Origin of the sequence: Arthrobacter sp. NtRootA1, assembly GCF_019976975.1 — a bacterium.
Taxonomy (GTDB): Bacteria; Actinomycetota; Actinomycetes; order Actinomycetales; family Micrococcaceae; genus Arthrobacter; species Arthrobacter aromaticivorans.
Genome location: NZ_AP024630.1, coordinates 2989356 through 3010172 on the forward strand (window position 1 = coordinate 2989356; position 20817 = coordinate 3010172).

General features: G+C 60.4%; 22 protein-coding genes. 9 read left to right on the forward strand and 13 right to left on the reverse strand.

Translation table 11 applies throughout. The features are described from left to right. Positions 1–35 precede the first annotated feature (35 nt). The 4 genes from LDN90_RS13415 to LDN90_RS13430 form a co-directional block, all read right to left on the reverse strand. Positions 36–491 carry an Lrp/AsnC family transcriptional regulator gene (locus tag LDN90_RS13415; protein ID WP_216925626.1) on the reverse strand — a complete coding sequence of 152 codons (456 nt, stop codon included), beginning with the start codon at positions 489–491 and terminating at the stop codon, positions 36–38. 341 nt (positions 492–832) lie between these two features. Beyond that, entirely contained in the window at positions 833–1090 is a 258-nt protein-coding gene (locus LDN90_RS13420; protein WP_216925625.1) for a hypothetical protein, read from the reverse strand. Positions 1091–1129: 39 nt separating this feature from the next. Beyond that, positions 1130–1981, reverse strand: coding sequence for a dihydrodipicolinate synthase family protein (locus LDN90_RS13425; RefSeq protein WP_254186502.1), 852 nt, complete (start codon positions 1979–1981; stop codon positions 1130–1132). A 171-nt stretch (positions 1982–2152) separates the two neighbouring features. After that, positions 2153–3901: a pyruvate dehydrogenase gene (locus LDN90_RS13430; protein WP_223946137.1), complete on the reverse strand. Its 1749-nt coding sequence runs from the start codon at positions 3899–3901 to the stop codon at positions 2153–2155. 102 nt (positions 3902–4003) lie between these two features. Between LDN90_RS13430 and ligD the strand changes: the two genes are divergently transcribed. Beyond that, complete coding sequence (gene ligD / locus LDN90_RS13435; RefSeq protein WP_223946140.1) at positions 4004–5242, forward strand: non-homologous end-joining DNA ligase; 1239 nt, start codon at positions 4004–4006, stop codon at positions 5240–5242. 50 nt (positions 5243–5292) lie between these two features. Here the strand turns inward: ligD and LDN90_RS13440 are convergent, their stop codons facing one another. Beyond that, positions 5293–5670, reverse strand: coding sequence for a VOC family protein (locus LDN90_RS13440; protein WP_216925659.1), 378 nt, complete (start codon positions 5668–5670; stop codon positions 5293–5295). 148 nt (positions 5671–5818) lie between these two features. Between LDN90_RS13440 and LDN90_RS13445 the strand changes: the two genes are divergently transcribed. Next, entirely contained in the window at positions 5819–6208 is a 390-nt protein-coding gene (locus tag LDN90_RS13445) for a DUF3054 domain-containing protein (protein WP_223946141.1), read from the forward strand. A 63-nt stretch (positions 6209–6271) separates the two neighbouring features. Beyond that, complete coding sequence (locus LDN90_RS13450) at positions 6272–6550, forward strand: Lrp/AsnC ligand binding domain-containing protein (RefSeq protein WP_216925620.1); 279 nt, start codon at positions 6272–6274, stop codon at positions 6548–6550. A 64-nt stretch (positions 6551–6614) separates the two neighbouring features. Here the strand turns inward: LDN90_RS13450 and trpD are convergent, their stop codons facing one another. After that, the gene (gene trpD / locus LDN90_RS13455) at positions 6615–7682 is read right to left on the reverse strand and encodes an anthranilate phosphoribosyltransferase (RefSeq protein WP_223946142.1); all 1068 of its coding nucleotides are present in this window, start codon (positions 7680–7682) and stop codon (positions 6615–6617) included. 112 nt (positions 7683–7794) lie between these two features. On the opposite strand from trpD, the gene LDN90_RS13460 reads away from it, so the two are divergent. The 4 genes from LDN90_RS13460 (at position 7795) to LDN90_RS13475 (ending at position 12166) form a co-directional block, all read left to right on the forward strand. After that, positions 7795–8469 (forward strand): heme-copper oxidase subunit III, encoded by a 675-nt coding sequence (locus tag LDN90_RS13460; protein WP_216925618.1) that lies wholly within the window; start codon positions 7795–7797, stop codon positions 8467–8469. A gap of 87 nt (positions 8470–8556) precedes the next feature. Then, complete coding sequence (locus tag LDN90_RS13465) at positions 8557–9345, forward strand: c-type cytochrome (RefSeq protein WP_216925617.1); 789 nt, start codon at positions 8557–8559, stop codon at positions 9343–9345. 99 nt (positions 9346–9444) lie between these two features. After that, positions 9445–10515, forward strand: coding sequence for a Rieske 2Fe-2S domain-containing protein (locus LDN90_RS13470; RefSeq protein WP_216925616.1), 1071 nt, complete (start codon positions 9445–9447; stop codon positions 10513–10515). After that, the gene (locus tag LDN90_RS13475; protein WP_223946144.1) at positions 10493–12166 is read left to right on the forward strand and encodes a cytochrome bc complex cytochrome b subunit; all 1674 of its coding nucleotides are present in this window, start codon (positions 10493–10495) and stop codon (positions 12164–12166) included. Before LDN90_RS13470 ends, LDN90_RS13475 begins: the two co-directional genes overlap by 23 nt. A gap of 99 nt (positions 12167–12265) precedes the next feature. Here LDN90_RS13475 and LDN90_RS13480 read toward each other — a convergent pair whose 3' ends face one another. Then, on the reverse strand, positions 12266–13054 hold the full coding sequence (locus LDN90_RS13480; RefSeq protein ID WP_223946145.1) for a GntR family transcriptional regulator: 789 nt from the start codon (positions 13052–13054) through the stop codon (positions 12266–12268). Between the two features lie 164 nt (positions 13055–13218). Between LDN90_RS13480 and LDN90_RS13485 the strand changes: the two genes are divergently transcribed. After that, positions 13219–13512 (forward strand): HPr family phosphocarrier protein, encoded by a 294-nt coding sequence (locus tag LDN90_RS13485; RefSeq protein WP_216925613.1) that lies wholly within the window; start codon positions 13219–13221, stop codon positions 13510–13512. 120 nt (positions 13513–13632) lie between these two features. On the opposite strand, the gene LDN90_RS13490 is transcribed toward LDN90_RS13485, so the two are convergent. The 5 genes from LDN90_RS13490 to LDN90_RS13510 form a co-directional block, all read right to left on the reverse strand. Further along, the gene (locus tag LDN90_RS13490) at positions 13633–14034 is read right to left on the reverse strand and encodes a cytochrome c oxidase subunit 4 (protein ID WP_216925612.1); all 402 of its coding nucleotides are present in this window, start codon (positions 14032–14034) and stop codon (positions 13633–13635) included. After that, positions 14031–15752, reverse strand: a complete 1722-nt coding sequence (gene ctaD, locus LDN90_RS13495) for a cytochrome c oxidase subunit I (RefSeq protein WP_216925611.1) — start codon at positions 15750–15752, stop codon at positions 14031–14033. Before ctaD ends, LDN90_RS13490 begins: the two co-directional genes overlap by 4 nt. Before the next feature lie 10 nt (positions 15753–15762). Then, positions 15763–16635, reverse strand: coding sequence for a cytochrome c oxidase subunit II (coxB, locus tag LDN90_RS13500; protein WP_216925610.1), 873 nt, complete (start codon positions 16633–16635; stop codon positions 15763–15765). A 182-nt stretch (positions 16636–16817) separates the two neighbouring features. Beyond that, complete coding sequence (locus LDN90_RS13505) at positions 16818–17207, reverse strand: iron-sulfur cluster assembly accessory protein (protein ID WP_223946146.1); 390 nt, start codon at positions 17205–17207, stop codon at positions 16818–16820. A 199-nt stretch (positions 17208–17406) separates the two neighbouring features. Beyond that, positions 17407–18879: a dipeptidase gene (locus LDN90_RS13510; RefSeq protein WP_216925608.1), complete on the reverse strand. Its 1473-nt coding sequence runs from the start codon at positions 18877–18879 to the stop codon at positions 17407–17409. Positions 18880–18997: 118 nt separating this feature from the next. Between LDN90_RS13510 and LDN90_RS13515 the strand changes: the two genes are divergently transcribed. Continuing rightward, positions 18998–19591 (forward strand): DUF3043 domain-containing protein, encoded by a 594-nt coding sequence (locus tag LDN90_RS13515; protein WP_223949295.1) that lies wholly within the window; start codon positions 18998–19000, stop codon positions 19589–19591. A 106-nt stretch (positions 19592–19697) separates the two neighbouring features. Here the strand turns inward: LDN90_RS13515 and LDN90_RS13520 are convergent, their stop codons facing one another. Next, on the reverse strand, positions 19698–20780 hold the full coding sequence (locus LDN90_RS13520) for a quinone-dependent dihydroorotate dehydrogenase (protein ID WP_223946147.1): 1083 nt from the start codon (positions 20778–20780) through the stop codon (positions 19698–19700). Positions 20781–20817 lie beyond the last annotated feature (37 nt).

Consider the following 20817-nt stretch of genomic DNA (forward strand, 5'->3'; position numbering starts at 1 on the left):
CGGAACCATTTAAGCCCAGCATGGTTCACGCTGCCTTAGCGAGGCGCCTGCCTGTCGATGACCGTGGAGAGGGACAAGGCAGTGGTGATGTCACGGACGCCCGGAAACTCTGAGACCTGCCTCCAGATCTCTTGGATTCGTGCAGCGTCGGGGGCCTCAACCCTGACCACGATATCCAGTTCGCCGCTGACAACATCACAAGTGGCGATTTCAGGAATTGCCTTTAGTCCGGCAATCACGTCCCCGCCCCGCATCCTGTCATGTCGTTGGATCAGGAGCACGGCATTGACCGTGGGCGAGCCTTCTCCGGCTGATTCCTTGATGGTGTAGCCGTGGATATACCCGTCCCGCTCAAGCCGCTCAATCCGTTGCCGCACCGCGTTGCGGGAGAGCAGCACTTTCTCGCCCAACTGGGCAAGGCTGATACGGGCATTGCGCCGCAGTTCGGCCAGAATCTGCGCATCTATGTCATCACGTGGACTCTTCGGCACGGACGCTCCTGTCTGAGGGTGTGAGCATGTGTTGGGCGATCTCGAGCACTACATCAACGACGACGGCACGAGGACGGCGAGGACCGGTGGTCGCCCCGTTGCGAACCGATCGCCCCGTTCCGGATGGATCAGCCTGTCCACCTGCCGAACTGACTGCAGGCCCGGAAGTGGCCACAGGACAACGTCCTTCGAGGCAGGAATGCCGCTGCGGCTATCTGTCCAGCAAGTTGGCCGGTACAAACATATCCCATTGGAATGTTGCTTCTTGATGTCCCCGCACCTGTGAGCACCCAAGGATCTCCTTGCCGCCGGCACACCCGGGCACCGACCAACCGGAAGCCTTAATGCCTGGCCCTGCTCCAGACGGATCCCGTGGTTTGGGACCGTTCACGACGGCGGTCGAACAGGGAAGCGCCCACGGTCACTGCAATAAGGGCGGACGCCAAATGCAAGGGCAGGTGTGTCATTGGTACAACCATGGCCCCTGCCAACGCTGCGCCTGCAGACCCTGCAGTGATCTTCAAAGCTCCGATCCACACGAAGACCTGACTCGCGCCCCAGCTGGTGCTGGCCCGGCTAGGTCCTCGGGAGGGGGACATGGCGTTGTTCCCATCCAGGTGGCCAGGCCGCCACACCACCTAGGACTCCAATCCACACTGGCGGATGGCCTCGGTGACTCTGCTGCGTCCTTCGGGATCCAAGCCACGCAGCGGCAAGGGCAAGGCTGAGGACGGAATGAGCCCCAGGTCTTCAGCCAGTGCAACGGTGACCCGAAGGCTCCCATAGGTTCGGAACAGGGACCAGACTGGTTCCAGTGCGGCGGAAGCTGCCATCGCTTCATCGGGCCGACCAGCCAAAACGTGATCAACGATTTCCCGGGCCTGACGGGGAAGGATCCCGCCGATCACCGAGTACCAGAGGTCGCAACCAGCAAGCAGTGCTTCGGCGGCAATCCAATCTCCGCTGATACCCACAAATGTTCGCTCGGGCAAAGCTTCCCGGAGCTTGCCGAGCCTGGTGCCAATGTCAGTGGCAGCCGGCGGCGGAATCTTGATGGACGCGATTCCCGGGATACGTGCAATCCTGGCATGCAACTCGTCTGTGAAGGTGAAGCCCGTGGTGGCAGGGTTGTCATACACGACCACCGGGAGATCTGACTCCGACGCAACGTCCTCAAACAGCCCGAAAACCTCCGCTTCCGTCAGGCGCTGATAGGACACCGGGGCCAAAAGCAATGCCGAGGCGCCAGCGGCATGGGCATCGCCGGCAAGCCTGATGACGTCGCGGGTACGCACTGCCCCAACACCGGCCAGAACCGGCACACCACCGGCAGCTTCCACGGACGCTTCAAGGACCAGGCGTCGTTCTTCACGGGAGAGATAAGCGTAGTTTCCCGTCGAGCCAAGAACACCGAGCGAATCCGCGCCGGACTGGGCAGCGCGGGCCACCAGCCGGGCAACCGCGTCCAGATCGACAGTTTCACCTCGCATAGGTGTCAGGGGGAATGCGCTGAGGCCGTTGAACACTACGGTCCTTCTTTCTTACGGCTGTGGTCGGTGCGAACACGGCCGCAGCGATGCTGGTGGGACCAAAGTGGCTATCCGGCCGGACTTCCAAAAGCGCGCCAACAAAGTGAAGGCGGAGAGCAGCGAAGACTCCTCTCAGCGCCGGGGAATATTGCGCAGGTTGCTCCGGGCCATGCTCACAGCTTCACCGGCACCGCGGTTCAAGACCACTTTGGACATGGCCGTCGCGAAACCAAGGACTTGTTGCCCGGAAATCTTCGGCGGGATGGAGAGCGCATTCGGATCAGTGATGAACTCCACCAGCGAAGGACCCGGGTGGGCAAACGCCTCCCGATACGCTTCCTCGATGTTCGCCGGATCTGTCACCCGGACAGCGTGGAAGCCCAAGGCCTTCGCGACGGCGGCATAGTTTGCGTCAGGAACGTCGACGCCGAAATCGGGCAGCCCGTCCACCAACATTTCGAGCTTCACCATGCCCAGTGTTGAGTTGTTGAAAACCACTACGTTGACCGGCAGTTGATGTGCGGCCACAGTAATGAGCTCGCCAAGCAGCATGGACAAGCCCCCGTCACCCGAGACAGAAACCACCTGGCGCCCCGGATAGGCCACCTGTGCACCGATGGCGTGCGGAAGGGCGTTGGCCATTGACCCGTGAAGGAAGGAACCGATCAGCCGGCGCGTGCCCAGCGGGTTGATATAGCGGGCCGTCCAGACGTTGCACATTCCGGTGTCCGCGGTGAAGATGGCGTCATCCGCGGCTACTTGGTCCAGCAGGGAAGCAGCATACTCAGGATGAATGGGCTGCTTCTTTTCGACCTTCCGCGTGTAAGCGCCCACGGCCTTGTTCATCAGGCGGTCGTGTTTCTTCAGCATTTGGTCCAGGAAGCGGCGGTTCTTCTTTGGAGTGACCAAGGGCAGAAGGGAGGCCAGTGTAGGAAGCACATCACCATGAACCGCAATGTCGACGTCGGTCCTCCTCCCCAACCGCTGGGCGGCCCGGTCAACCTGTGCCGTACGGGTGTCCGGCAGGAACTGGTCGTAGGGAAAATCGGTACCAAGAAGGATCAGCAGATCGGCGTCCTCGATGCCTTCCGCTGCCGCACCATAGCCCAGGAGGCCAGTCATTCCGATGTCGAACGGATTATCGTACTGGACGAAGTCCTTGCCTCGCAGTGAGTGGCCAATCGGGGCGTTGACCAGTTCCGCCAAGGCAATGAGTTCGTCGTGGGCCCCCTGGACGCCCGCACCCGCGAAGATGGCGACCTTTCCGGCGTCGTTGATGGCGTCAGCCAGTTCCTGGACGCTCGACTGATCCGGGATCAGGCGTGCAGGCCGAAACGTAGCGGGTAACGGCGTCGGCGCGGTGGCCTCAAGGCCGGCGATATCGCCGGGAAGGGTCACGACGGCGACTCCCCCAAGGGCTACAGCGTTCTGGATAGCGCTATGCATCACACGGGGAGCCTGCTCGGCTGTGCTGATGAGTTCCGAATACACCGAGCATTCAGTGAAGATCCGGTCAGGATGGGTTTCCTGAAAGAATCCGCTGCCGATCTGCTTACTGGGGATATGGGAAGCGATGGCAAGTACGGGCGCCCCAGTACGGTTGGCGTCGTAGAGTCCATTGATCAGATGGAGGTTGCCGGGTCCACAGGAGCCGGCACAGACAGCAAGCTTGCCAGTCAATTGCGCCTCGGCGGCCGCAGCAAAGGCGGCCGCTTCCTCGTGGCGGACATGGATCCAATCGATACCGCCTTTGGCCGACCCTCCCGTTTGGCGCACCGCATCCACTATTGGATTGAGGCTGTCACCGACGATTCCATAAATACGCTGCACACCGGCAGCTTGGAGTTGTTCGATGAGCTGGGTAGCAAGTTCCTTGGCCATAGTGTGCAGGCTCCCGCGATTGTGGTGGTGGACTGACATGGTCAATATAGTCGGCTTGCCCTTGGTCTGGCTGGGACCGTCGATCGTTGCTAGCGTGGCGGCATGAACCCGTCGAAGACTCCGGCAGAGATTCTGGACATAGGCGACGCCGAAGTTCGCGTCTCGAATCCGGACAAGGTGGTTTTCCCCGAACCCGGGCTAACAAAGCTGGATTTGGTCCGCTACTACCTTTCAGTTGCCGAGGGTGCGCTGCGGGGCGCAGGCGGCCGCCCCATGGTACTCAAGCGCTTTCCCAAGGGCATCGACGCTGAGCCGTTCTTTCAGAAACGTGTTCCCGAAAACCATCCGGAGTTCATTGATACTGCAACGCTGCACTACTCATCGGGGACGTCGGCAGAAGAAACCGTCATCCGGGACGCTGCCGGTTTGGCCTGGGTGGTGAATCTCGGCTGCCTGGACCTCAACCCCCACCCCGTACGTGCCGAGGACCTCGATCATCCCGACGAACTCCGGATCGACCTCGATCCCATGCCAGGGGTTGATTGGTCGCAAATCGTAGACGTCGCCTACGTGGCGCGCGAAGTGCTTGACGACGTCGGGCTGGTGGGGTGGCCCAAGACGAGCGGGTCCCGGGGACTCCACATATTGGTGCGAATCGCCCCGGAGCGGTCTTACGGCGAGCTACGGCTCGCTGCGGAAACCCTGGCCCGGGAGGTCGAGAACCGCGCACCCGGGCTCGCCACCGCGCGGTGGTGGAAGGAGGAACGCGGCGAGAGCGTCTTCGTTGACTTCAACCAGAATGCGAAGGACCGGACTGTTGCCTCGGCTTACTCTGTACGGCCCCGGCCCGATGCTCGGGTTTCTACTCCCCTGACATGGGCCGAGGTCACTTCCACGAGGCCCGAACAATTCACTGTCCGCTCGGTGCCCGAACGCTTCGCGCAGCTGGGCGATCCCCACGCTGGAATCGATGACGCCGTGGGGTCCCTTGAAGCCTTGTTGGACTTGGCCAAGGAACTTGGTCCCGCCGAGAAGGCACCCCGGGCCGGCGACGGATCAGGTCGCCGGGTCTCAACGATGCCACTCATTGAGGTGGCCCGCACGAAGACCAAGCCCGAAGCGCTGGCCGCCCTCGATGAATGGAAAGCCCGGCATGCGGACCTTCTTCCGGACCTGCACCCAGCGGATGTGCTCGTCGATGGGATGCGCGGATCGAGTTCGCTCTGGTACAGGGTCCGGGTGAACCTGCAGCACATCCCCGAAGCAAAGCGCCCGGCTCAGGAGGGACTCATCGCCGACTACGACCCCTGGGCCGGCAAGGAATGGCCCGGCCGTTCGTAACCGGATGCACTGTACGCACCAGCCCGATGGGACTGCTGAATAAGCAAGAATCAGTCGCCTGCCGTCCTTATCCGGCTGACCAGACCTACGGTATTGGCCTCGCTGTCCTCAATGAAGGCCATCCATTCTTCTGAATTTGCCGGCCCGAGGAGGTCATCCTCATGGGTGAAGATTATGTGTGGTTCGGAAATGATCTTGACACCTTTACTCTTCAATGCCGCCACTGTGCCGTGCAGGTCTCCGACCTCGAAATACAGCAGAGAGGACGGTGCTCCTTTCTCAAGCAGAAGCCGCACGCCACCCACGTCAAAGAAAAGGAGACCGGGAGGGTCGTACAAGGCCTTCGGCTCGGTGCCCAGGAGTGCAGCGTAGAAGGCCGCCGCCCGCTTCAGGTCTTCGGCATGCTGGGCTACTTGAACGAATCGCATGATTTCCTCCAGTAATTGGGGTGCGTCCTTTGACACTCATCGTGTGTTACTGCCAGTCATCGTGGCCGCAGCAGAAACCAAGTGCAAGAGAGAGAACTTGCGGTTCGTCAACTTCGCGCCAGCACTTCCGCCCGGATACTGTCAGAACATGCCGTCATCGCTTAGATCCTGGATTCCTGCTGCCGCCGCCGACCTCGTGTTGATTCTCTTCTTCGCTGCGATCGGCCGTGACGCCCATGCCCGGGGAGACATCATCACAGGGGCCTTTGTTACCGCCTGGCCCTTCCTCGCCGGTGCCTGCGTTGCCTGGCTGGCCGCGAGGGTTTGGCGTGCGCCCTATGCCGTCTGGCATTCGGGCATTAGCGTCTGGATCGGTGCCGTAGTGATCGGCATGCTGCTCCGGGCGGTGACTGGACAGACGGTAGTGTTGCCCTTTGTCATCGTGGCGCTTATCAGCCTGGGTGTTTTCCTGCTCGGCTTCCGCGTCATTCTCGCGCTAATTCTGCGCACGTCACGAAAGCGCCAGTCCAAGGTCTGAAAGGGTCTCTCATGTACTAGGCTGAAGTGCGTCCGCAATGAAGCTTTTCCGGAAGGGCCCCACGTGATCACCGCTTTCGTCCTGATCAAGACCGATGCTTCGCGCATTCCGGAAACCGCTGAGCAGATTTCGGCCATCCAGGGCATCAGTGAAGTCTATTCCGTCACTGGAGAATGGGACCTGATCGCTGTAGCCAGAGTGTCAAAGCATGAAGATCTCGCGGACGTCATCGCTGATCGCCTGTCGAAGGTCGATTCAGTGATCCACACCACTACGCACATAGCGTTCCGTGCCTACTCGCAGCACGATCTCGACGCCGCCTTTGCTTTGGGATTCGAATAGGGCTCAGGCACCCCGAAGATCACAATTCGAAGCGGCAACACAGTAGCTGTGACTGACGCTTGGGCTAGCCTTTGGAACCCTGGCTAAGGGCGATCCACTTGGTCAGGACACCGGCGGCCTTACCTGAATCCACGGACTCCGCTGCCAGTGCGAAGGCAGCGCGCATCCGCTCCAAAAGGCTACCCTCGGCGTTCAGATCAACGGACACCAAGCCAGCGGCAGCATTCAAGAGGACAGCATCACGCACCGGACCTGTCTTGCCATCAAGCACCTCACGGACAACCACTGCATTTGCGGCGGCGTCCCCACCCCGCAGATCCGCAACAGTGGACGGTGCGATACCGAGCTCAGCGGGTGAGAACACCTGTTCAGTGACAGTTCCGTTCCTTATCTCCCAGACAGTCGACGGCCCTGTGGGCGTCAATTCGTCCAGCCCATCGTCACCGCGGAACACGAGGCCGCGACTTCCGCGACGGGCAAGGACGCCCGCAACCAGAGGAGCCATCCGGGCGTTGGCGACGCCAACTGCCGAAGCCTGAACATGAGCGGGATTCGTCATGGGGCCGAGAAAATTAAAGGCCGTAGGCACCGCCAACTCCCGCCGGGGTACTGCAGTATGACGGAACGAGGGATGGAAAACCTGCGCAAAGCAGAAGGTGATTCCCGCTTCCTCCGCATTCCGGGCAACCTGGTCGATCGAAAGGTCCAGGCGGACGCCCAGGGCTTCCAACACATCAGCTGAACCGGACGTAGACGATGCCGCACGGTTTCCGTGCTTGACGACTTTCGCGCCCGCACCGGCCGCAACAAGAGCTGCCATAGTGGAGATGTTGACGGTGTTCAGCCTGTCCCCGCCGGTCCCCACGATGTCCAGCTTTTCACCGGAGATCTCTATGGGGTTGGCATTCTGGAGCATGGCCTCCACAAGGCCGGTCAGCTCTTCCACCGTTTCGCCCTTGGCACGCAGGGCAACCAGGAAACCCGCAATCTGCGCTGGAGTCGCTTCGCCAGCCATGATCGTGTTCATGGCCCACTCTGTATTGCCCACTGCAAGGTCGTCGCCGTTGATCAGTGCTGAGATGAGCCCTGGCCAGTTATTGCTGGCTGCAGGTGCCGATGCCGGAGAAGTCACCCCTTGATGCTATCGACCGGGCTGCACCGATGACCAATGTGAACCCGACCGGGAACTTTTCCGCGCGATTTCGCGTCTTTGTAGAAAAAGTCTCCCGATTCGGTGGTTTGCATTGGGAACTCTGGACTTTTACAGACATAATGTCCTTGTGACATCTGCGACCCATGCCCCCAGTACCCCGGCGCACCCGACGCTGAACCGCCCCAATCTGGTTTCTGTTGGAACCGTTGTTTGGCTGTCCAGTGAGTTGATGTTCTTCGCCGGTCTCTTTGCCATGTACTTCACTCTGCGCTCTACATCAGGATTGATGTGGGCCGAGGAGACGACGAAGCTCAACTTCCCGTTTGCGCTCGTCAACACCATCGTCCTTGTGGCCAGTTCCTTCACTTGCCAGATGGGCGTTTTCGCCGCTGAGCGCCTTGAACCGCGCCGCACCGGCGGACCCCTGCAGTTCACCCGCTGGGGCATGAGCGAATGGTTCGTTCTCACCTTCATCATGGGTGCGTTCTTCGTGGCCGGACAGACCACGGAATACGCCATGCTCGTCTCGGAGCACGTTTCCCTGTCGTCCAATGCCTACGGTTCCGCCTTCTACATGACTACCGGCTTCCATGGCCTTCACGTCATCGGCGGTTTGATCGCGTTCCTGTTCATCATTGGCCGTGCGTTTGCAGCCAAGAAGTTTGGGCACTTTGAAGCGACATCCGCAATCGTCACCTCGTACTACTGGCACTTCGTCGACGTCGTCTGGATTGGCCTCTTCCTGGTCATCTACGTCCTGAAGTAGCCCGGCTTTGACTCTTTTTCTACAAGAGGCAGAATTTCAAGAAGCGGCTCGCGGAGCCGACGCAGGATCGAATAAAGGAACCACCACGTGAAGGCACTCTCGCAGAAGCGACGTCACCCACTGGCAGCCATTGCGCTGCTGCTGATGGGCCTCCTCCTCACTGGTGGGCTGTACGCCGTTGCCACATCTGTCAACCAGGCCAAGGCCGACACCACCAGCTACAGCGCAAGTGACGTAGAGCAAGGCGGCAAATTGTTTGCTGCCAACTGCGCCACCTGCCACGGCATGGGTGCAAGCGGAACCAAGGACGGCCCCTCGCTGGTCGGCGTGGGCGCCGCAGCGGTTGATTTCCAGGTTGGCACCGGCCGTATGCCCATGCAGATGAATGGCCCCCAGGCGCAGAAGAAGCCCGTCCAGTTCAACGAGGAGCAGACCAGCCAGCTGGCCGCTTACGTTGCATCGCTCGGTGCGGGCCCTGCGATTCCGGAAGAACACCTCCTTGACGAAAAGGGAGATGCAGCCAAAGGTGGCGAGCTCTTCCGCGTCAACTGCGCCATGTGCCACAACGCTGCCGCAGCCGGCGGCGCCCTGACCCGCGGCAAGTTCGCTCCCGCACTGGCAGACGTCACAGGCAAGCACATCTACGAAGCCATGGCCACGGGCCCGCAGAACATGCCTGTGTTCAACGATTCCAACGTCTCACCCGAAGGTAAGCGCGACATCATCACCTTCCTCAAGACCATCGAAGCCAACGGCTCACCGGGCGGTGCCGATCTCGGCTCGCTTGGTCCGGTGTCTGAAGGTCTCTTCGTCTGGATTGCCGGCTTGGGCGTCATCATCGCCTTCACTATCTGGCTGACGTCACGCACGTCGTAGTCCGGACGAGACAACAAACTTCTGCTGCATGCTCAGCAGTTTCGAACTGAAAATTAACTCGGCTCAAGCCGAGACAACGAGAGAAGGATGAGGCGAATTATGGGCAACCATAGTGACGGCAGTCCGAACCACTCGGGCACCGTAGCTACGGCTGGTCAGAATGAAGTGGAGAAGTTCCAGGATCCTGGGCTTCCTCCGCATCGTTTGCGCCTGGCTGACACGGACCCGGTAGCCGCAAAGCGAGCCGAGCGTCAGGTAGCCATTTTGTTTGGCACCTCTGTCATCGGCACGCTGATCTTCCTGGTGGCGTACTTCGCCATCGATTTGGGCGACGATTCGACGATTGCAAACATCCGTACACAGAACCTGCTCCTGGGCCTGGGTACGGCGTTCGCAATGCTTGGCATCGGCACCGGCATCGTGCACTGGGCCAAGGCCCTGATGCCCGATCACGAAGTGTCGGAAGAGCGCCACGCTATCCGTCATGAGGAAGATCGCCAGGCTGCCGTGCGCATCGTCGACGACATCGTCGAGGAAACCGGCATTAAGCGTCGCCCGCTGATCCGCAACACCCTTCTTGGTGCCGTTGCCCTTGCTCCGCTCCCTGCTCTCGCTATTTTTGGCGACCTGGGACCGCGTCCTGACGACAAGCTTGCACACACCATGTGGGCTCCTGAGGGCGGCAAGCTCAAGCGACTGACCCGCGACCCCGATGGCACTCCCATCAAGGCTTCGGATGTCACCATCGGTTCGGCCTTCCACGTCATTCCCGAGGGCCTCAACGAACTTCACGAGGGCAAGCTGAACGCAAAAGCCAAGGCCGTCGTTCTGCTGATGCGCCTGGATCCGAACTCGTTGAACCCCTCCGAGGGCCGCGAGAACTGGAGCTACAACGGCATTGTTGCTTACTCCAAGATCTGCACCCATGTTGGTTGCCCGGTTGCTCTTTACGAGCAGCAGACACACCACCTGCTATGCCCGTGCCACCAGTCCACGTTCGACCTCACGCAGGAATGCAAGGTCATCTTCGGACCGGCCAGCCGTCCGCTCCCCCAGCTGCCCATCGCAGTTGACGCAGAAGGCTACCTCGTCGCTACCAGCGACTTCAAAGAACCTGTAGGACCGAGTTACTGGGAGCGTGACGAGCATGAGCGCCTCATCAACAGCTGAAGCCCCCTTCGTAGCGAAGACCAAAGTTGGCCGTTTCACTGATTTCGTGGACGAGCGTGTAGGTGGCTCCGGCATCCTGCGCGAGTTCGGCCGCAAGGTCTTCCCCGACCACTGGTCGTTCATGTTCGGTGAGGTGGCGCTGTACTCCTTCGTCATCCTCCTGATGTCGGGTACATTCCTGACTTTCTTCTTCGACCCCTCGATGGCTGAAACCCACTACCAGGGTTCCTACACACCGTTGTACAACGTCGAAATGTCCGTGGCCTACAACTCATCCCTGAACATCTCCTTCGATGTGCGCGGTGGCCTCTTCATGCGCCAGGTGCACCACTGGGCGGCTCTGCTGTTCGTTGCCTCCCTGGGTGTCCACATGCTGCGCGTCTTCTTCACTGGCGCGTTCCGCAAGCCGCGTGAAATGAACTGGGTAGTGGGCGGCGTCCTCCTGATTCTGGCCATGGCTGCTGGCTTCACCGGCTACTCCCTCCCCGATGACCTCCTTTCCGGAAACGGTCTGCGCATCATCGATGGCGTTATCAAGTCCATTCCGGTCATTGGTACCTACATCTCGTTCTTCCTCTTCGGCGGAGAATTCCCGGGCACAGCGATCATCGGTCGTCTCTATGTGCTTCATATCCTTCTGGTACCGGCCCTGATCCTGCTCATGATCGTGATTCACCTGTTCATGGTTGTCGTGCACAAGCACACGCAGTACCCCGGCCCAGGCCGCAACGATGGCAACGTCGTCGGTTACCCCCTTGGTCCGGTTTACGCTGCCAAGGCCGGCGGGTTCTTCTTCATCGTCTTCGGTGTCCTGGCCCTTATGGCAGCTGCCTTTACGATCAACCCGATTTGGAACTACGGTCCCTACGACCCCTCCCCGGTTTCCGCCGGCACCCAGCCTGACTGGTACATCGGATTTGTTGACGGTGCACTTCGCCTCATGCCTGGCGTCATCAACAACTTCCACTTTGAGTACATCATCTTCGGCCACACGCTGACGCTGAACGTGCTGCTGCCGGCACTCGTGCCCGCGGGCATCATCTTCACCGTGCTGTTCATGTACCCGTGGATCGAACGCTGGGTAACCAAGGACAACCGTGAACACCACGTCCTTGACCGTCCCCGTAACGCACCCACCCGTACCGCGATCGGTGTTGCAGGCTTCACTTGGTACTGCGTCATGTGGGCAGCGGCAGGCTCGGACCTCATCGCAACGCACTTCCACGTATCCCTGAACGATGTCACCTACTGGTTGCGCACGCTGTTCTTCATCGGCCCGATCCTCGCTTTCATCGTGACCAAGCGAATCGCGCTGGCACTGCAGCGTAAGGACCGCGAAATCGCCCTCCACGGGCGTGAGACCGGCCGCATCGTACGGCTCCCCCACGGTGAGTTCATCGAAGTACATGCTCCCTTGGACGAGTACAAGCGCTACAAGCTCGTTGGATTCGAATCTCCGGTTCCGTTGCCGGCGACGCCGAACGAGCACGGTGTCGTAACCCGCAAGGAAAAGCGACGTGCAGCGCTCTCCAAGTGGTTCTTCGAAGACCGTGTTGCTCCGGCAACTCCTGCGGAACTCGAAGCAGCCCACGCGCATGGCCACCACGAGGCCATCGAGGCTGGCGCGGACCAGAAGAGCCTCAGCCACTAGTTACAGCTTGAAACCAGGGAAGGGCACGATCCATACGGATCGTGCCCTTCCCTGTTGCATTTGCCATCACTGTTGAGGCGTTGCGGACCGCTGCCGACACTATTGAGTTCGGTAACCGGAGGAATAGTTGCGTGTGGGACGGACCCCTGGTCGCTGCAGCGGAATCCAGAGCTTGTAGCGGTCTGCCCGGTAGTACGAGACGGAGTAGTCCACCATTGACCGTGCCACGAAGGCATGACGCTGGATCTTTAGCAGCGGCGAGCCCACGTCCACGTTCAACAGCCTCGCCGTGGAAGGGGATGCTGCCGTTGCCTCGATCATGTCCTCTCCCCATTCCATGATCAGCCCGAAGCGTTCGCTGAGGACGTTGTAGAGCGATGTGGGCGGCGCCTCATCCAATAGCCCCGGGACGCGGTGTGCCGGAATGAAGTTCTCGTCAACGCTCATGGGTTCGTTGTCGGCCAACAGCAACCGCCGGAATCGGACCAGCGGCGTGCCCTCTTCAAGCTGAAGCTCCCGGGCCAGAAAAGCACTGGCAGCAATCTGTTCAAAGCTCAACACCTTGGCAGCCGGTACCATCCCGCGTCGTTGCATCTCCTCGCTGTACGAGGTCAACTTCACCTGGAGATCCAGCTTGGGCTTCTTGACGAACGTACCGAGTCCCACCACCCGTTCAATGACTTCCTCGCCCACCAAGGCATCAATGGCTTGCCGTACGGTCATCCGAGCTAGGCCGAACCGTAGCGAGAGGTCCCGCTCAGACGGCAGCGACGAACCAGGCGGACATGACTGGGTTATGAAACTCCTCAATATCTCCCGGAGCTGGATGTAAATGGGAGTGCTGCTGGTCCGGTCAATTTCACCGGCGATACTCGCGGCTTCAGGCATGACGAACGCCCAACATCAAATGAGTCATGCCTTAAGGGTAGATCAGCCAGGGCACAGGTCTAGACCAGCCGCACAGTGGGATATGGAGTGCAGGCCAAGCGGCGGCTACGCTTGTATGGATCGAATTTCACGAACGGAGATTCCGTCTTAGCAAAGGAGCTGGCTTGCCGGAGCAGAAATCCTTCGTCGCAGCAGAAATAGGGTTGCATGCGCGAGCGGCAGCTGTGTTTGTCCGTGCCGTAACTGACACTGGGTTGCCAGTTACCATCCGGAAGCCTGACGGGCCGCCGGTGGACGCACGCTCCCTCTTGGAAGTAATGACAGAAGACTTTGGCCATGGCTGCGAGGTACTTCTTGAGGTAGCCGTGGACGCCCTGCAGGGCAATCAAAGTGTCTCCGCCGCTAATAGCGCCCTTCTGGGCCTATCTGCCGTCCTGGAGGGCACTGAGAGCCGGTGAGAGGCTAGTGACGGCGCTGGAGACTACCTAACGCCCAGCTAACCATGTGAAGAGGCAACATAACGACGACGGGCCCCACCTTTTGGTGGGGCCCGTCGTCTTATGCTGTTCTGCTGTTAGTTAGTGGGCGTGGTCGCCGCGGCTGTATTCGAAGACCCAGCCGACCAGTGCCACAACTGCAATGCCACCCGCGATGAACGTGATCCAGAAACCCACCGCGAGGCCCAGGAAGCCGCTTGCACATGCAATGCCAAGAACCAGCGGCCACCAGCTCCAAGGGCTGAAGTGCCCCTGTTCGCCCGCGCCCTCGTGAATTTCAGCATCGGGACGGTCTTCTGGACGCATGCCGATCCGCTTGCCAGTGAAGCCCAGGTAAGCACCGATCATGCCTACGAGACCGCCAACGAGGAGAATGCCTAGAACGCCGACCCACTCATGCCATTCCGTCAGGAGGCCGTAGGCGATGGCGACGGGGACGAAGAAGAATGCTCCTGCTCCAAAGAGCCACGATTCGATTTTCACTTGCGAACGTCCTTCTGGTCAGCGTTACCGAGCAGCACTGCTGCCGGGTCCGGGGACTGGGCGGTGTGAACCTGGGCCAACTCCGGGTGGTGCAGGTCCAGTGCCGGGCGCTCAGAACGGATACGGGGCAGGGAGGTGAAGTTGTGGCGCGGCGGCGGGCAGGAAGTTGCCCATTCCAGCGACGCTCCGAAGCCCCAAGGGTCATCAACTTCGACCTTCTTGTTGCTGCGCCAGGTGATGTAGACGTTCCAGAAGAACGGCAGCAGCGAGGCACCCAGGACGAAGGACGAGATCGTGGAGAACTGGTTCATCCAGGTGAAGTTGTCCTGCGGCATGTAGTCGGCGTAACGGCGGGGCATGCCCTCAACACCCAACCAGTGCTGGATAAGGAAGGTGCCGTGGAAGCCAAGGAAGAGAAGCCAGAAGTGAATCTTGCCCAGGCGCTCGTTCAGCATCTTGCCGGTCCACTTCGGCCACCAGAAGTAGAAGCCCGCGAACATGGCGAACACAACCGTGCCGAAGACGACGTAGTGGAAGTGGGCAACGACGAAGTACGAGTCCGAGACATGGAAATCCAGCGGCGGCGACGCCAGGATAATACCGGTGAGGCCACCGAAGAGGAAGGTCACCAGGAAGCCAATGCTCCAGAGCATCGGAGTCTCAAAGGTAATGGAGCCCTGCCAGAGAGTACCGATCCAGTTGAAGAACTTCACGCCGGTGGGCACCGCGATCAGCATGGTCATGAAAGCGAAGAACGGAAGCAACACAGACCCGGTCACGTACATGTGGTGTGCCCACACGGTGACGGACAGCGCGGCAATTGCGATGGTTGCGTAGACAAGGCCCTTGTAACCAAAGATCGGCTTGCGGCTGAACACCGGGAAGATCTCGGACACGATGCCGAAGAACGGCAGGGCGATGATGTATACCTCCGGGTGGCCGAAGAACCAGAAGAGGTGCTGCCAGAGAACGGCGCCGCCGTTTTCGGGGTCGAAGATGTGGGCACCGAATTTACGGTCCGCGCCGAGGGCGAACAGGGCTGCGGCCAGCGGCGGGAAGGCCATCAGGACGAGGATGGACGTCACCAGGGCATTCCAGGTGAAGATCGGCATACGCCACATGGTCATGCCCGGGGCTCGCATGCAGATGATCGTGGTGATGAAGTTGACGGCACCAAGGATGGTGCCGAAGCCCGACAGTGCGAGGCCGAATACCCACAGGTCACCACCGACGCCGGGCGTAAAGGTGGTGTTCGACAGTGGCGCATACGCGAACCAGCCGAACGATGCAGCACCCTGCGGCGTGATGAAGCCGGACACAGCAATGGTGGAGCCGAAGAGGAAGAACCAGAAGGCAAGCGCGTTCAATCGCGGGAAGGCGACGTCGGGGGCGCCAATCTGCAGCGGCATGATGACATTCGTGAAGCCTGCGAAGAGCGGTGTCGCGAACATCAGCAGCATCACGGTGCCGTGCATCGTGAACATCTGGTTGTACTGTTCCTTGGTCTGCAGGATCTGCATACCGGGTTCGAACAGCTCAGCACGGATCAACAGCGCCATGACGCCACCGAGGCAGAAGAACACAAAAGACGCGATGAGGTACATGTACCCGATGGTCTTGTGGTCCGTGGAGGTGATCCAGTTGACGACTATGCGTCCCTTGGATTTAGGAACTACGGGAGCCTCTAGGGTCCCGGCGGATTGAGTGTAAGTAGCCACGTCGCTCCCCTTACTTGGTTTCGATCAGGTCCGGGTTGCGGTCGTATTCCGCACCGAGCAGGCCCGTGTTGCCGTCCTGGCGAAGCTTGTCCATGTGGTCCTGGAATTCAGACTCGGAGACAACCTTGACGCGGAACAGCATTTCGGAGTGGTATTCACCGCAGAGTTCGGCGCACTTGCCATCGAAAGTGCCCTCCTTGGTAGGAGTGAACCTGATGTAGTTGGTCTTGCCGGGGATCATGTCCCGCTTCTGCAGGAAGGCCGGAACCCAGAAAGAGTGGATGACATCGCGGGAGTTAAGCTCCAGGTCAACGGACTTGCCAACGGGCAAGTACAGCGTTGGGAGCAGGTCCTTATTGACCTCGTTGCCGGTCAGGTGGGCCTGAACGCCGGCCTCGTGGAGGTCTTCGTTAATGACCTCGCCCTTTTTGTAGTTGAAGTCCCAAGCCCACTGCTTGCCGCGGACGTCAACGACGACGTCTGCCGGCTGCGAGCGGTCATCGATCGCGCGCTGGTCCTGGTCGGTGAAGTAGAAAAACACCAGCACCATGAACAGCGGAATGGTCAGATAGAAGACCTCAAGCGGCAGGTTGTAGCTGAGCTGCTTCGGGAAACCCGTGGTGCCCTTACGGCGGCGGTAAGCGATGATGCACCAGACCAGAAGGCCCCACGTGATGATACCGACTGCCAAGGCGGCGATCCATGAGTTGACCCAGAGGTCCATGATCCGGTCAGTGTGGTTGGTCGTGCCGCGCTCAGTTGGCAGCCAACCCTTCTCTACCTCTGGTGAACATCCGGTCAAAACCAACGCGCTGGCTAGTGCCAAGCCAGTGATCGAGGTGATCTTTATGCGTCGGCTGCCGGTTCGGTTCTGCGAACTCACAGACGGCCCTTCCTCTTGTTGCTGTCTCCCGGCAGGCCAAAGGCCACCGGGCACACTAAAAGTTTTACTACCCGATGTAGAGCTTACCGCTATGAAGCGGTTTTCGCGCACATGTCGGCGCCGTGGCTCCGAATGCATTGGAACGCATGCAGAGGGGCGCCGACATGCGGCGATAGCTCACGTCAGTGGAACGAGTCGCCGCAAGCGCAAGACCCGCCGGCGTTCGGGTTATCAATGGTGAAGCCCTGCTTCGAGATGGTGTCCTCAAAGTCGATACTGGCCCCACTCAGGTATGGGACGCTCATCTTGTCTACTACCACTTCAACGCCGTCGTAGTCGCGGACGGCGTCGCCGTCGAGAAGGCGCTCGTCGAAGTAGAGCTGGTAGATCAAGCCGGAGCAGCCGCCCGGCTGGACTGCAACACGCAGACGCAGATCGGTGCGCCCTTCCTGTTCGAGGAGGCTGCGGACCTTGCCTGCTGCAATATCGGTCAGATTGACCTCGTGCGTGGGAAGCTCCTCGTCGGGGACGAGCTGTGCTCCGGTGCTGTTTTCGTTGGTTGCAGTGCTCATTGGCCTACCTTCTTATGACGCTCCTGGCGGCGGCGCCGGAACGCAGCCTGCCCTTACCCAATTACGTACGGGTTATAGCTCCATGCTACGTCGCGCAGACGCTGAGCTATAACTCCTGACGTAACCACAGACTGCAATTACTTGTTCCCGGCGTGCCTGGCGTTGCAGGAAGACAGCCGGAAATCCAACAGCATGCTGCTTAGCGGTCCAAGCCTTCGGCGTTAAGCCGCGCCAGCATCAGCGACTCCGCCAGCACTGCATGACGGAAATCGCCGATGTGCAATGATTCATTGGCACTGTGGGCCCGGGAATCAGGATCTTCGACGCCGGTGACCAGGATCTGGACATCGGGATACACCTCAGTCAGGTCGGCAATGAACGGGATGGAGCCGCCGATTCCCATTTCCACCGGCTGGACTCCCCAGGCCTCCCCCAAGGCCCAGAGCGCAACCCTGGCAGCTGCTGATGAGGTATCGGTCGCAAAGGCATTGCCCCGCTCCCCCGGCGTGAATGTTACTTCGGCGCCGAATGGTGCGTGGGACTCAACGTGGTTTCGCAAAGCCTCCATGGCGGCGTCGGGATCCTGCCCAGGGGCCAGGCGCATGCTGAATTTGGCCCGGGCTGCGGGAATGAGCGTATTTGAGGCAACGGCAACGGCGGGAACATCCATGCCGATGATGGACAATGCCGGCTTGGTCCACAAACGTGAACCGATTGTTCCGCTTCCGGCGAGTTTGACGCCGTCGAGCACTGACGCGTCGGCGCGGTATTCGGCCTCCGTCAGGTCAACCGCAACGTCGTCATTTCCAACGAGGCCGGCCACAGCCACATTTCCTTCGTGGTCGTGGAGGGTCGCGATGAGGCGGGACAGCAGGGTCGGGGCGTCCAGCACCGGCCCACCGTACATTCCCGAATGCACCGCGTGCTCCAGCACGCGGACTTCGAAGGTGCCATCCACGAGCCCGCGCAGGCTGGTGGTCAAGGCCGGAATGCCGACCTTCCAGTTGCTGGAGTCCGCCACCACGATGACATCGGAGCGGAGAAGCTCGCGATGTTCCTCAAGGAATGTCCTGAAGGTGGGCGAGCCCGCTTCTTCCTCGCCTTCAAAGAAGAAAGTCACGCCGAGGCCAAACTCGTCACCCAGGACCTTCGTCGCAGCAGCGTAAGCCGCCATGTGGGCCATGATGCCGGCTTTATCGTCAGCCGCGCCGCGACCATAGAGCCGGCCTTCCCGCTCCTCCGCGATGAAAGGCTCGGAGGCCCATAGTGTCCGGTCACCTGGAGGCTGGACGTCGTGGTGCGCGTACAAGAGAATCGTGGGCTTACCGTCGCGGGCCGGACGGCGCGCGACGACGGCGGGGCCGCCGGGCGTCCCATCCGATTTGTCACAGCGCAGAATTCGGACATCGTCCATTCCCGCGGCCCTTACCAAGGACGCGACAGCTTCGGCGCTGCGATCCAGTTCGGCGGGGTCGAAGCTTGGCCACGCAATTCCCGGGATACTGACGAGGTCCTTCAAGGAGCCAAGAGTCGCGCTAAATGATTCATCTACTGCTTTAGCCAAAGCGTCCACAACTTCGGAGTGGATGGCCTCGTTCGACGACGGGCGCTCAGTGCTGTGGCCGGAGTTCCGTCGCTGATTCTGCGGGATCTCCGCATGTTCTGATGTCATGCCCAAACTTTACAGCCGACCACGGGAACGCGAAGGAAGGCGCGATGGGCTCCCACGCGGGAAGGAGACCACCGACGTCCGTAATCTTCGCCACCTTCCTGCGGGGTATTCTGTATGGGTGTTCGGACGCAAAAAGGAAGAGCCCAGCGCTCAAGCAGTAGTAGACCAGGCCCATGCCGCCGCCCAGGAGCCGGGTGCCGGAAAGGGCGCCCCTACGCCGAAGCGGAAGGACCAGGAGGCTGCCCGCAAGCGCCCCTTGGTGCCCACTGACCGCAAAGCTTCGAAGGAGGCCGAACGCGTCGCGGTTCAGGACCAGCGGCAGAAGATGCGGCAGGCGTTGGACACGGGCGACGAAAAGTACCTCCCGCTGAGGGACAAGGGCCCCCAGAAACGCTTCGTTCGGGATTATGTCGACGCCCGATTCAGCCTGGGTGAATACCTGATGTTTGGCGCCTTGCTCTTCGTGGTGATCTCGTTGATTGTCCCGGCCACCAGTTCACAGATCACCTATGTCCTGGTTGGATTCTGGATCATGTTCCTGGCTGTCTTTGTGGATGCCTTCATCCTCTCGCGCAAGCTGCGCAAGCGCTTGGGCGAAAAGTTCGGCGACGTCGAGCGAGGCGCAGTCTGGTACGGATGCATGCGCGCGCTGCAGTTCCGAAAGCTTCGCCTCCCCAAGCCACAGGTCAAGCGCGGCCAATACCCCTCCTAGCGCCACGCCAAAGAGGCCCCAACCCACTACTTACACGAAGACCCCGGACCATTGGTCCGGGGTCTTCGTGTTACGGGGTCTTCGTATTGGGTCCTGCTTGGAAGCCTTAGACCAGCGCGCCGCGCTTACGGATCTTGACGAGGCCCTTGTTGATGCGTGACGCCCAGAACGGGCCCTCATAAAGGAACGCAGTGTAGCCCTGCACCAAGGTTGCCCCTGCATTCAAACGGTCCTGGACATCCTGGGCTGACTCCACGCCGCCCACGGCAATGAGTACGAGCTGATCCCCCACGGCGTCCTTGAGTCGTCCCAGCACCTCCAGTGATCGCTGCTTCAACGGGGCACCTGAAAGCCCACCGGCCCCCAGTGATCCAACCTTCGCAGCATCAGTGACGAGGCCGTCCCGGGCAATGGTGGTGTTTGTTGCGATGATGCCGTCCAGCTTGAGGTCAAGCGCAAGCCGTGCGACGTCGTCGATGTCCTCATTGCTCAGGTCAGGCGCAATCTTGACGAGGAGGGGAACGTGGCGACCAGCAGCTTCATCTGCGGCATCCCCCACGGCCCGGAGCAGCGGCCGGAGAGTTTCCACGTTCTGGAGCAGCCGAAGCCCCGGCGTGTTGGGCGAACTGACGTTGACCACCAGGTAGTCCGCGGCGGGAGCGAGGCTCCGGGCGCTGACGAGGTAGTCTTCTGTGGCCTCATCCAACTCAACAACTTTCGTCTTGCCGATGTTGACACCAATAACGGGCCGCACATCGGCATGCAGGCGCTGAAGTGCAGCTTTCGCCGACTTGAGCCGCGGAGCCACTGCTGCTGCACCGTCGTTGTTGAAGCCCATCCGGTTGATAACGGCGCGGTCCTCAATCAATCGAAACAGACGCGGCTTTTCGTTGCCCGGCTGCGCCTGCCCGGTGATGGTTCCGACCTCCACATGGCCAAACCCCAGATCGGCCAGTGCTTCGATTCCGTGGCCTTCCTTGTCAAAGCCGGCCGCGAGGCCGAAGGGAGAGGGGAACGTCAACCCAAAAGCCTCCGTTCGAAGGGACGCATCCGGAGCTGTGATCCTGGCTAGGACCCGGCCTGCACCGGTGCGGTGTGCCGCGCGGATCGCTTGAAAGCCGATCTTGTGGGCTTTCTCGGCATCCATCCAGGAGAAGGCGAGCTTGAAGAAGGTGGGGTAAACACGCATGGTCCTAGTTTTCCGGTTTACCGACAACACACCAAAC

Coding starts and splice junctions, on each gene's coding strand:
- LDN90_RS13420 (WP_216925625.1), bottom strand. CDS start 1,090: ATGTCCCCCTCCCGAGGACCTAGCCGGGCCAGCACCAGCTGGGGCGCG.
- LDN90_RS13425 (WP_254186502.1), bottom strand. CDS start 1,981: ATGCGAGGTGAAACTGTCGATCTGGACGCGGTTGCCCGGCTGGTGGCC.
- LDN90_RS13430 (WP_223946137.1), bottom strand. CDS start 3,901: ATGGCCAAGGAACTTGCTACCCAGCTCATCGAACAACTCCAAGCTGCC.
- ligD (WP_223946140.1), top strand. CDS start 4,004: ATGAACCCGTCGAAGACTCCGGCAGAGATTCTGGACATAGGCGACGCC.
- LDN90_RS13440 (WP_216925659.1), bottom strand. CDS start 5,670: ATGCGATTCGTTCAAGTAGCCCAGCATGCCGAAGACCTGAAGCGGGCG.
- LDN90_RS13445 (WP_223946141.1), top strand. CDS start 5,819: ATGCCGTCATCGCTTAGATCCTGGATTCCTGCTGCCGCCGCCGACCTC.
- LDN90_RS13470 (WP_216925616.1), top strand. CDS start 9,445: ATGGGCAACCATAGTGACGGCAGTCCGAACCACTCGGGCACCGTAGCT.
- LDN90_RS13475 (WP_223946144.1), top strand. CDS start 10,493: ATGAGCGCCTCATCAACAGCTGAAGCCCCCTTCGTAGCGAAGACCAAA.
- LDN90_RS13480 (WP_223946145.1), bottom strand. CDS start 13,054: ATGCCTGAAGCCGCGAGTATCGCCGGTGAAATTGACCGGACCAGCAGC.
- LDN90_RS13505 (WP_223946146.1), bottom strand. CDS start 17,207: ATGAGCACTGCAACCAACGAAAACAGCACCGGAGCACAGCTCGTCCCC.
- LDN90_RS13510 (WP_216925608.1), bottom strand. CDS start 18,879: ATGACATCAGAACATGCGGAGATCCCGCAGAATCAGCGACGGAACTCC.
- LDN90_RS13520 (WP_223946147.1), bottom strand. CDS start 20,780: ATGCGTGTTTACCCCACCTTCTTCAAGCTCGCCTTCTCCTGGATGGAT.